Source organism: Kitasatospora sp. NPDC059803 (genome assembly GCF_042732255.1).
In the GTDB taxonomy this organism is placed as follows: Bacteria; Actinomycetota; Actinomycetes; order Streptomycetales; family Streptomycetaceae; genus Kitasatospora.
In genome coordinates this window covers 15,398-26,280 of sequence record NZ_JBHWIJ010000098.1, presented here as the reverse complement: position 1 = coordinate 26,280, position 10,883 = coordinate 15,398, and the positions used below count along the sequence as shown (strand labels likewise).

The 10,883-nt window shown below is 73.5% G+C and carries 9 protein-coding genes; 7 read left to right on the top strand and 2 right to left on the bottom strand.

Annotated features, from left to right (window positions below; translation table 11 throughout):
* Positions 1 to 107 precede the first annotated feature (107 nt).
* On the top strand, positions 108 to 1,832 hold the full coding sequence (locus ACFV6I_RS17870) for an ABC transporter ATP-binding protein (RefSeq protein ID WP_380426242.1): 1,725 nt from the start codon (positions 108 to 110) through the stop codon (positions 1,830 to 1,832).
* Positions 1,833 to 1,894: 62 nt separating this feature from the next.
* Here the strand turns inward: ACFV6I_RS17870 and ACFV6I_RS17865 are convergent, their stop codons facing one another.
* The gene (locus ACFV6I_RS17865) at positions 1,895 to 2,413 is read right to left on the bottom strand and encodes a GNAT family N-acetyltransferase (RefSeq protein ID WP_380337828.1); all 519 of its coding nucleotides are present in this window, start codon (positions 2,411 to 2,413) and stop codon (positions 1,895 to 1,897) included.
* A gap of 271 nt (positions 2,414 to 2,684) precedes the next feature.
* Here ACFV6I_RS17865 and ACFV6I_RS17860 point away from each other — a divergent pair, with 271 nt between their 5' ends.
* The gene (locus tag ACFV6I_RS17860; RefSeq protein ID WP_380426240.1) at positions 2,685 to 2,852 is read left to right on the top strand and encodes a hypothetical protein; all 168 of its coding nucleotides are present in this window, start codon (positions 2,685 to 2,687) and stop codon (positions 2,850 to 2,852) included.
* Positions 2,853 to 3,124: 272 nt separating this feature from the next.
* Here ACFV6I_RS17860 and ACFV6I_RS17855 read toward each other — a convergent pair whose 3' ends face one another.
* A complete protein-coding gene (locus tag ACFV6I_RS17855; protein WP_380426238.1) occupies positions 3,125 to 4,687 on the bottom strand; it encodes a PucR family transcriptional regulator in 1,563 nt (520 codons plus the stop codon).
* A gap of 269 nt (positions 4,688 to 4,956) precedes the next feature.
* Here ACFV6I_RS17855 and ACFV6I_RS17850 point away from each other — a divergent pair, with 269 nt between their 5' ends.
* The 5 genes from ACFV6I_RS17850 to ACFV6I_RS17830 all read left to right on the top strand — a co-directional run bounded on the left by ACFV6I_RS17850 (position 4,957) and on the right by ACFV6I_RS17830 (position 10,852).
* Positions 4,957 to 6,441: a sodium:solute symporter gene (locus tag ACFV6I_RS17850; RefSeq protein ID WP_380426236.1), complete on the top strand. Its 1,485-nt coding sequence runs from the start codon at positions 4,957 to 4,959 to the stop codon at positions 6,439 to 6,441.
* 11 nt (positions 6,442 to 6,452) lie between these two features.
* Positions 6,453 to 7,277, top strand: coding sequence for a class II aldolase/adducin family protein (locus ACFV6I_RS17845; protein WP_380426234.1), 825 nt, complete (start codon positions 6,453 to 6,455; stop codon positions 7,275 to 7,277).
* 106 nt (positions 7,278 to 7,383) lie between these two features.
* Positions 7,384 to 8,484, top strand: a complete 1,101-nt coding sequence (gene speB / locus ACFV6I_RS17840; RefSeq protein ID WP_380426232.1) for an agmatinase — start codon at positions 7,384 to 7,386, stop codon at positions 8,482 to 8,484.
* Positions 8,481 to 10,109 (top strand): thiamine pyrophosphate-binding protein, encoded by a 1,629-nt coding sequence (locus ACFV6I_RS17835; protein ID WP_380426230.1) that lies wholly within the window; start codon positions 8,481 to 8,483, stop codon positions 10,107 to 10,109. The genes speB and ACFV6I_RS17835 overlap by 4 nt, the downstream gene beginning before the upstream one ends.
* 128 nt (positions 10,110 to 10,237) lie before the next feature.
* On the top strand, positions 10,238 to 10,852 hold the full coding sequence (locus ACFV6I_RS17830) for a TetR/AcrR family transcriptional regulator (RefSeq protein ID WP_380426228.1): 615 nt from the start codon (positions 10,238 to 10,240) through the stop codon (positions 10,850 to 10,852).
* Positions 10,853 to 10,883: the final 31 nt, after the last annotated feature.

Below are 10,883 nucleotides of genomic sequence, written 5' to 3'. Positions count from 1 at the left end.
CGGTCCCGCGGGCCGGGGCACCGGGCGGACGCGCACGACTGAGAGAAGGGAGGAGCCCCTTGGCCGGAGAACGGAAGAACAGGCGGCACGCACCACTGGTCAGGGCCATGGGCCTGTTCGTGCCGCACCGGCTCCGGCTCGGCGCCGTGCTGCTGCTGGTGGCCGCCGGATCGCTGGCCGCAATCGCACCGCCGTTCATGCTGCGGCAGATCTTCGACGTCGCGTTGCCCCAGGGCCGGCTCGGACTGCTGACCGGGCTGGCCGCCGGGATGTTCGCCCTGGTAGTGGCCAGCACGTCCGCCGGAGTGCTCCAGGCCTACCTGTTGGTCACGCTGGGGCAACGGGTGATGGACGACCTGCGCACCGCGGTCTACACGCATCTGCAGCGGATGTCCCTGTCCTTCTTCACCACGACCCGCACGGGAGAGGTGCAGTCCCGGATCGCCAATGACATCGGAGCCATGCAGTCGACGGTGACCGGCGCGGCCGCCACGATCGTCGCCAGTGCCACCACGGTGGTGGCCACGTTGCTGGCGATGCTCTCCCTGAACTGGCAGTTGACGGCCGTGTCCCTCGGGGTGCTCCCGTTCTTCGTCGGGATCAGCCGCAAGGTCGGCGCGGAGCGGCGCGGGATCGTCGAGCAGCAACAGAGCCTGATCGCCGTGATGTTCAGCCTGATCGAGGAGTCGCTGTCGGTCAGCGGCTTCCTGCTGGGCCGCACGATGGGGCGCACCGACACGCTCGTCAAGGAGTTCGCGGGGCGGTCGCGGGACCTCGCGGATCTGACCGTCCGGTCCTCGATGGCCGGGCGATGGCGCCAGTCCATCATCTCGATCATCGTGGCCGCGATGCCGATAGCGTTCTACTGGACGGCCGGAATCGTCGGTGGGCACGGTGGCCCGACCATATCCGTGGGCACCGTCGTCGCGTTCACCGCTCTCCAACAGGGCCTCTTCGGGCCGGTCATGACCCTGTTGCAGACCGGCATCGGCATCCAGAGCTCCATGGTCCTGTTCGACCGGGTCTTCGAGTACCTGGACCTCGAGGTCGACGTCGCGGAGCCCAGGGATCCCGTTCCGCTCGCCGGGCGCCACGGACACGTCCGCTTCGAGCAGGTGAGCTTCTCCTACCCGGCTTCGGGGCCCGTCCTCCAGGGCGTGGACTTCGACCTGCCGGCCGGTGAGAAGCTGGCGGTCATCGGCGCCACCGGCGCGGGCAAGACCACCCTCGGCCATCTGGTTCCGCGCCTCTACGACGTCACGGGCGGTCGGATCACCATCGACGGCGTCGACATCCGTGACCTCAGCTTCGCCACCCTTGCCGAGACGGTCGGCATCGTCTTGCAGGACACCCATCTCTTCCACACGACCGTGGCCGACAACCTGCGGTTCGCCAAGCCCGGAGCGACGGCGAGTGAGCTGGCGGCCGCCGCCGAAGCCGCTCAGATCCATGAACTGATCGAAAGCCTGCCGAAGGGGTACGACACCATCGTGGGCGAGCGCGGGTACCGGTTCTCCGGCGGCGAGAAACAGCGCCTGGCGATCGCCCGAACCATGCTGAGGAATCCGCCGGTCCTCGTCCTGGACGAGGCCACCAGCGCGCTGGACACGATCACCGAGAAGGCGGTCCAACGAGCGCTTGACGCGCTCTCCGTGGGCCGTACCACGATCACGATCGCCCACCGGTTGTCCACCGTCCGGCATGCCGACCGGATCATCGTTCTGGACGGCGGCCGGGTCGTCGAGTCGGGCACGCACGCGGACCTTCTCGCCCGCGCCGGACGGTACGCGGAGCTCTGCCGGGCGAGTGGCTCCCTCGGCCCGAAACCCTGAAGCCCTGAAGCCCTGAAGAGCGGAAGATGGAAGGGTGCCAGTCGCCTATGCCAGACGCCCGCTCAGAGCCGCAGGTCCATCCGCTGCTCGACCGTGTCCAGGCCGAACTTGCGGGCGGAACGGGAGACGGTGAGCTCGAAACCGGCCTTCGCGTACAGGTGGTGGGCTGCGTCGAGGCCCGCGATGGTCCACAGCAGCACGCCCTCGTACGAACGGGCGCGGGCCTCGTCCAGGGCGGTGTCCAGCAGCCGGCCGCCCAGGCCCCGGCCCCGGGCGACCGGGTCGAGGAGCACCCACCGCAGCTGGCCCCAGCCCGGGCGTTCGTCCGCCCGGACGAGGCCGGCGGCGCCGACCACGCGGCCGTCGAGCTCGGCGACCCACAGACGACCGGGCGCCGCACCGCCCTCGCGGGCCCGGGCGAGGACCAACTCGGCCATCCCGGCGGCGACATAGGCCTCCATGGTCTCGTCCGTGCCGTACTCGCGGGCGTAGAGGACACCGTGCAGGGCGGCGACGGTGCCGAGGTCCCCGGGGCGGACGGCCTCGCGGACGGTCGCGGATCCGGGTGCGGTGGCGGCCATGCTGGCATCCCTTCCAGGAGGACACTTCCACTGAAACAGTCGTTTCAGTGGAACGATAGACGCCGAGGGCGGCGACGCCCGCGAGACCCTCGAACTGCTCTGGGAGTGGCTGACGAAGCCCGAACACCGGGGCGCGCTACACCTGTTCTTCGAGGGGTACGTCCGCGCCTTCGGCGGCTCCGGGCCCTGGCTGGACTTCGGCACCGCCTCGCTGGACGAGTGGCTGCCGCCGCTGGAGCGCGTCCTGGACGGCACCGGCACGAATCCCACCGTGGTGCTGGCCGTCCTCCGCGGCCTGCTGCTGGACCTCCTCGCCGACGGCGGCGGGAGCGGGGACGGGAGCGGGGGCAGGAGCGAGGACGGCAACGACGGTGGCGGGAACCACGCCGCCCGCGTCCACGCCGCCTGGCACGCCTTCCTCGACACCGCCCTCGGCTGACGCCCGGCAGGAGGCCTACGCCAACGTGACGCTTCGTGTTCGTGTGCCGGCGCTCGCGTCCTGGCGGTGCGCTGCCCATGTGCAAGCGGGGATCTGACCACGGGCCAGCAGGTCGGGCCGGAGCTGGTGTTCCCGATGCCGGTCTGCACGGTGGCCGTGGCGCCGGATGGCCGGCTGGTGGTGGGCTTTGGCTGGGAGGTCGCGGTGTTGGCCCGCCGTTGACCGGGCCCCGCACGCACGTCTCGCCGCCGGACGGCGCCGGCGGCCCGTGGTCAGTTCGCGCCGGGCGGGAGCCAGCGCAGGGCGAACCAGAGTTCCATCCGGACCTCCGCGTCGCCGAGGTCGACGGCGAGCAACTCGCCGACCCGGGCGATGCGTTGGCGCACGGTGTTGCGGTGGAGCTGGAGCGCCGCCGCGGTGCGGTCCCAGCTGCCGTGCAGGGCGAGCCAGGTGCGCAGGGTCTCCCGGAGCACGGCCGGCCCGGGGGTGCCCGCGGCGGTCAGCGGGGCGAAGGTGCTGCGGGCGAGGGCGGCGGCGTCCTCGGGGGCGACCAGGGTGTGGACGCTCGGCCCGACGGCCTCGCGGTGGTGGACGGCGGCGGCACCGGTGGCCAGCGCGTGACGCAGGGCCCGGTCGGCCTGGGCGTCGGCGATCCTCAGCTCCGCCGTGGGGGCGGGCGCGCTGACGCCGAGCGTCCAGCCGAGCCGGGCGGCGGATTCGGTGTCCACGACCCGGTCCGGAGCCGCCGAGCCGGGCAGCAGCGCCCGCAGCCAGGTCCCGTCCAGGTGCAGGTGCGGTGTGCCGAGGGCGGTGCCGAGGGCGGCGAGTTGGACGGCCTCCCCGCCGCCGCCCGCCCGGCCGGTCAACCGGCCGTGCACGACCACCCAGGCGCCGTCGGGCGGCAACAGGGCGGCGGCCGCCTCCTCCGGTGCGGCGCCGAGCAGGAGCCGCACCAGGGCTCCCGCGCTGCGGGCGTCCGTGCCGAGCGCGTGCCGCGGGCTGGTGAGCAGCGAGAGCAGCACCACGGCCACCCCGGCCACGGACCGGTGGACGGCGGTCGGCGGTTCCTCGGCGGCGGTGACGAGTGTGAGCGGGCCGCCGGAACCGTCCGAGCCGGGCAGGGTCCGCACGGTCAGGTGCCGCCCGGCGTGGTGCTGGGCGGCGGCGGTCGGAGGCTGGGCGCGGCCTGCGGCGCGCGCGGTGGTCCGTTCCGCGAGGGCGCGCAGTTCGGCCAGGACCGGCACGGGCGGGCGCGCTCCGGCGCTGAACAGTTCGACGCCGCGCCCGTCCAGCAGTGCCGTCCAACCGCCCAGGTGCACGGCGAGTTGCTGGACGACCGCGCGCAGCGCGTCGGGGCGGGCGGCCGCGGAGGCGAGTGCGGACTGGGCTTCGGAGATCTGCCGCAGGCCGCGGTGGGCGGCCTCGGCCATCGCCGAGTAGGCGGCCCGGCCGACGGCGACGAACGGGGTGCCGTCGGGCACCCGCAGCAGGGGCAGGCCGTGCCGGTCGCAGGCGGCGACCAGGTCGGCCGGCACCTCGTCGTAGACCGGTGCGACGCCGAAGCCGAGTGCGGCGGCGCCCGCTTCGACGACGCACCGCACGTAGGCGTCGATGCCCTCGGCGTCCTGCGGAAGGCGGACTCCGGCGGTGAGCAGCAGTTCGCCGCCGAGCAGGTAGGGGCCGGGGTTCTCGACCTCGGTGGTGCCGACGGTGCCGATCAGCCGGTCGTCGGCCGGTCCGGCGATCCGGCGCAGTCCGAGCACGGGGTCGGCGAGCAGGACGGTCAGCGGGACGGCGGGGCTGCCGGAGGCGGGAGCGGGGGCTGGGTCGGGCACGCCGGCGGCCTTTCGTCGGAGGTTTTGCACATCTGACCCCACGATATTGGATGAATCCGATACTTCTGCAGGCCAGGTGGGGCGGTTTAGGTTCAGCGCACGGCGTTTTCCTTCGGGCACCCCCGGCTCGCCCCCCCCCGTTCCCCGCCTTTCCTGTGCGCCCTGCCAGTCCCGCCCGCCGCCCCGTCCGCTGCCCCGCCTGCTCCCCCACCCACAGCCCTGGCCCGGCCCGCTCCCCCAGCGCGTCCGGCCGGATCGGAGGACCCCCCATGACCCTCGACTACGTCGTGATGATCGGCTATCTGTTGGGCATCGTCGGCGTCGGCTGGTGGGGCAAGCGGCGCGCCTCCTCGAAGGCGGACTTCCTCGTCGCGGGCCGCCGCCTGGGCCCGGTGCTGTACACGGGGACGATGGCCGCCGTCGTGCTCGGCGGCGCGTCCACCATCGGCGGCGTGCGGCTCGGCTACTCCTACGGCCTGTCGGGCGCCTGGATGGTGTTCGCCATCGGGCTCGGCCTGCTGGCGCTGAGCATCCTCTTCTCCGCCCGGATCGCCCGACTGCGGGTGTACACCGTGGCCGAGATGCTGTCGCTGCGCTACGGCGGGGCGGCGAGCGTGATCTCCGGCGTGGTCATGTGGGTCTACACCCTGATGCTGGCGGTGACTTCGACGATCGCCTACGCCAGCGTCTTCGACGTGCTGTTCGACGTGCCCCGCTGGGCGGCCGTGGTGATCGGCGGCACCATCGTGGTCGGCTACTCGGCGCTCGGGGGCATGTGGTCGATCACCCTCACCGACATGGTGCAGTTCGTGGTGAAGAGCATCGGGGTGCTGTTCCTGCTGCTGCCCGTCGCCGTCGTGAAGGCCGGCGGCATCGCCCGGCTGAAGGCCGAACTGCCGTCCGGCTACTTCTCGTTCGGCTCGATCGGCGGCGACACCATCTTCACCTACGTGCTGATCTACACCTTCGGCATGCTGATCGGCCAGGACATCTGGCAGCGGGTGTTCACCGCCCGCACCGACCGGGTGGCCACGTACGGCGGCACGGTGGCCGGCGCCTACTGCCTGGCGTACGCCGTCGCCGGCGCGGTGATCGGGATGGCCACCAAGGCGCTCTACCCCCAACTGGCCAGCCCCGACAGCGCGTTCGCGACCATCGTGAAGGACACGCTGCCGGCCGGGGTGCGCGGCCTGGTCCTGGCGGCGGCGCTGTCCGCGATGATGTCGACCGCGAGCGGCGCGCTGATCGCCTCCGCCACCGTGGCCAACAACGACATCTGGGCCCGGGTACGCACGCTCGTCGGCCGGGGAGGGCCGGGCACCGCGGCCACGGACCATGACGAGGTGCGGTCCAACCGGCTGGCGATCGTGGCCCTCGGCGTCTTGTCGATCAGCGTCGCCTGCGTCCTGGACGACGTGATCTCGGCGCTCACCGTCGCGTACAACCTGTTGGTCGGCGGTCTGCTGGTGCCGATCCTGGGCGGGCTGGTCTGGCGGCGCGGCAACCTGCCGGGCGCGCTCGCCGCGATGGTCGCGGGCGGCGGCACCGTGATCGCGCTGATGGCCGCCAAGGGTGTCCTCGCCAACGAGCCGATCTGCTTCGGCCTCGCCGTGAGCCTGGTCGTCTACCTGGCCGTCAGCCTGGCCACCCGCCCGACCGATGCCACCGTGCTGGAGCACTGGCGCGGCCGGCTCGCCGGGCAGGCCGAGACTCCGGCCGCTCCCGCCGCCACCGCCCCGGCCGCCGCACTCTGAGAGGAAGCCTCATGGGCCTGCCCGCCGCACCGACCGTCCCGACTGTCACGTCCGGACCGCCCACTGCGTCCGTACCGACCACCCCGCCCGCACCGGACGAGGCCCGGCTGCGCCGCGAACTCGCCGCCGTGTACCGGCTGGTCGCCCACTTCCGGATGACCGACCTGATCTTCACCCACATCTCGGTCCGCGTCCCCGGCCCCGAGCAGCACTTCCTGATCAACCCGTACGGCCTGCTGTTCGAGGAGATCACCGCCTCCGACCTGGTCAAGATCGACCTGGCCGGGAACCCGGTGGAGCCGACCCCCCATCCGGTCAACCCGGCAGGCTTCGTGATCCACAGCGCCGTCCACGCGGCCCGCCAGGACGCCCACTGCGTGCTGCACACGCACACCCGGGCGGGCTGCGCGGTCGCCGCCCAGCGGGACGGGCTGCTGCCCCTCAACCAGATCTCGATGGAGTTCCACGACCGGGTCGGCTACCACGACTACGAGGGCGTCGCGCTCAACCTCGCCGAACAGGAGCGACTGGTCACCGACCTCGGCGGGCACCCGGCGCTGATCCTGCGCAACCACGGCCTGCTGACCGTCGGCCGCACACCGGGCGAGGCCTTCCTGCGGATGTACTACCTGGACAAGGCCTGCGAGATCCAGATCGCCGCCCAGGCCGGCGGCGGCCCGCTCGTCCTGCCGTCCCGCGAGACCGCCGAGCTCACCGCCCGCCAGCTGACCGGCCAGGAGCACGGCTCCGACCTCCAGGACGACCGGGCCGGCGAGCTGGCCTGGGCGGCCCTCCTGCGCCTCGCCGACCGGATCGCCCCCGACCACGCGAACTGACCCCGTCGACCCGGCGCAACGCCCGCCCGCCGACACCCCGACGCCTGACGCCGGCTCCCCGACAACGCCCCGACGACGCCCCGCCCGACCGACTCCAGGAGCTGCCATGAGCACCGCCCCCGACCCCCACGCCCCCCACAGCCCCCTCGGCCCCACCGACTCCTCCCGGGTACCGCGCTACGCCGGGCCCGCCACCTTCGCCCGTCTGCCCCGGATCGACCAGGTGCCGCGCGCGGACGTCGCGGTCGTCGGCGTGCCCTTCGACACCGGCGTCTCCTACCGGCCCGGCGCCCGCTTCGGCGGCAACGCGATCCGCGAGGCCAGCCGGCTGCTGCGCCCCTACAACCCGGCCCAGGGCGCCTCGCCGTTCGCGCTCGCCCAGGTCGCCGACGCCGGGGACATCGCCGCCAACCCGTTCGACATCCACGAGGCGGTCGACACCGTCGAGGCGGCCGCCGGCGAACTGCTGGACACCGGCGCCCGGCTGATGACCCTCGGCGGCGACCACACCATCGCGCTCCCGCTGCTGCGCGCCGTGGCCCGCCGGCACGGGCCGGTCGCGCTGCTGCACTTCGACGCCCACCTGGACACCTGGGACACCTACTTCGGCGCCGAGTACACCCACGGCACACCGTTCCGCCGGGCCGTCGAGGAGGGAATCCTGGACACCTCCGCCCTCTCCCACGTCGGCACCCGCGGGCCGCTCTACGGCAAGCAGGACCTCACCGACGACGAGAAGCTCGGCTTCGGCATCGTCACCTCCGCCGACGTCCTGCGGCGCGGCGTGGACGAGGTCGCCCAGCAGCTGCGCGAGCGGGTCGGCGACCGCCCCCTGTACATCTCCATCGACATCGACGTGCTCGACCCGGCGCACGCCCCCGGCACCGGCACCCCCGAGGCCGGCGGACTCACCTCGCGCGAACTGCTGGAGATCCTGCGCGGCCTGAGCGGCTGCCACCTGGTCTCCGCCGACGTGGTCGAGGTCGCACCCGCGTACGACCACGCCGAGATCACCGCCGTGGCCGCCTCGCACACCGCCTACGAGCTGACGACGTTGATGGCCCGCCAGATCGCGAACGAACGGACGGAGCCAGGCCCGCGAGCCGGCGCGGGCGACCGCACCGACGGACAACCGGACGGCCGCGCCGGTGCCCGTACCGACGCCCGCACGGAGTCCCACGACGCCACCGGCGAGGTGCGCGCATGACACACCTCCGCAACGGCGGCGACCTGGTGGTCGAGTCGCTCGCCACGCTCGGCGCCCGCTGCGTCTTCGGCCTGCCCGGCCAGCACGCCCTCGGCCTGTTCGACGCGCTGCGCCGCTCCGACCTGCGGTACGTGGGGTTGCGGGTGGAGAACAACGCCGGCTTCGCCGCCGACGGCTACGCCCGCACCGCCGGGACGGTCGCCCCGCTGTTCCTGTCCACCGGGCCCGGCGCGCTCACCTCGCTGGCCGCGCTCCAGGAGGCCGCCGCCGCCTCCGTGCCGGTACTCGCCGTCTCCAGCCAGATCCCCTCGGCCGGACTGGGTGGGCGACGGCGCGGCTATCTGCACGAACTCGTCGACCAGCAGGCCAGCTTCCGCGACGTGGTGAAGTCCGTGCACACCGCCCGCACCCCCGCGCAGATCCCCTCCGCGCTGGCCGCCGCCTGGGAGTCGGCGCTGAGCGCGCCGTACGGGCCGGTGTGGGTGGAGATCCCGCAGGACATCCTGCTCGCGCCAGTGACCGTACCGCCGGTCACCGGGCTGCGCGCCGAACCCCGGCCGCCGATCCCCCGCCCGGAGCTGATCGCCGAGGCCGCGGTGCTGCTGGCCGAGGCCGAACGCCCGGTGATCCTGGCCGGAGGCGGTGTGGTCCGGGCCGCAGCCAGTGACGAACTGCTGCGGCTGGCCGAGCTGTTGCGGGCCCCGGTGGCCTGCACCTTCGGCGCCAAGGGGGCCTTCCCCTGGGAGCACCCGCTGTCGCTGCGGTCCTGGCTGGAGGACCGCCACACCACCGACCTGCTGGAGGACGCCGACGTCCTGCTCGTCGTCGGCTCCGGCCTGGGCGAACTGTCCAGCAACTACCACACCATGGCGCCGCGCGGCCGGATCATCCAGATCGAGGCCGACGCGGGCAAGCTGGAGGCCAACCACCCGGCCTTCGGCATCCACGCCGACGCCCGCCTCGCCCTGGCCGCCCTCTCCGACTCGGTGCCGGCCGCCGTACCGGACGGACGGGCCGAGGCGGTGACCGCCGCACTGCTCAAGCGCGTCCAGGAGCGGATCGACGGCCAGGGGCTGGACCTCGAACAGGACTTGCTGGCATCCGTTCGCCACGCGCTACCGGACGACTCGCCGGTCTTCTTCGACATGACGATCCTCGGCTACTGGGCCTGGTCCGCCTTCGACGCCCGCCGCCCCGGAGCGATGCACTCCGCCCAGGGCGCCGGCGGCCTCGGCTACGGCTACCCCGCCGCACTGGGCGCCGCCGTGGCCACGGACGGCCGCCCGGTCCTCGCCGTCTCCGGCGACGGCGGCGCGATGTACTCGCTCGCCGAACTCGCCACCGCCCGCCAACTCGGCCTCAACGCCACCTGGTTGATCATCGACGACGGCGGTTACGGCATCCTGCGCGAGTACATGACGGGCGCCTTCGGCGAGGCCACCGCCACCGAACTGGCCCGCCCGGACTTCGTCCGTCTGGCCGACTCCTTCGGCGTCCCGGCCGCCTTGACCACACCCGACGACCTCGCACGGGACCTGGCCGCCGCACTCGCCGCCCCGGGCCCCAACGTGCTGGTCCTGCCCACCCTGCTGCGGATGTTCGCGCCCACCCACCTGGACGGCTGAACCACGGAGGGAGCGCGACGGCCCGGCCCCCGTCCCCGCCGCCCGGCGCACTCCCCCCATCTGCCCCACACCACCACGCCCCCGGACCGTCCGACGCCGTTCCGCCGGCCCTTGGATAGGCTGCCGCAATGGCCCTCGACTCCCCCCGGCTGCTGCGCGCCGACGCCGCCCGCAACGCGGAAAAGATCATCCGGGCTGCCCGGGAGGTCTTCACCGAACAAGGCCCCGACGCCCTCCTCGACGACGTGGCACGCCGGGCCGGCGTCGGAGCCGCCACGCTCTTCCGCCGCTTCCCCGACAAGGCCGCGCTGCTGCGGGCCGTACTGGACGAGCGCTTCGGCGAGAACGTCCGCCCCGTCATCCAGGCTGCCGCCCACGACCCCGACCCCGCCTCCGGACTGGCCCGCGTACTGGAAGCGGCACTGGAATCGGTGGCCGGCGACTACAACGTGCTGGCCGCCGCCCGCTCCGCCGGCGTCCTGACCCCGGCGACCGGGCAGGAGTTCTTCGCCGCCCTCGACGCCCTCCTGGCGCGCGGTCAGCACGCAGGTGTGATCCGCGCCGACCTCGTGCCCGACGACCTGCACCGCGTCGTCGTCATGCTGGTCTCGGTGCTGTGGACGATGGAACCCCACGAGGACGGCTGGCGCCGGTACCTGGCCCTGGTCCTCGACGGCCTCACCCCCACCGGGGCCCGCCCGCTGCCCTGCCCCGCCCCCGCACTGCACACCCGCACACCCTGACGCCGAGGCGGGTGCCGGCCGCCCTTGCGGG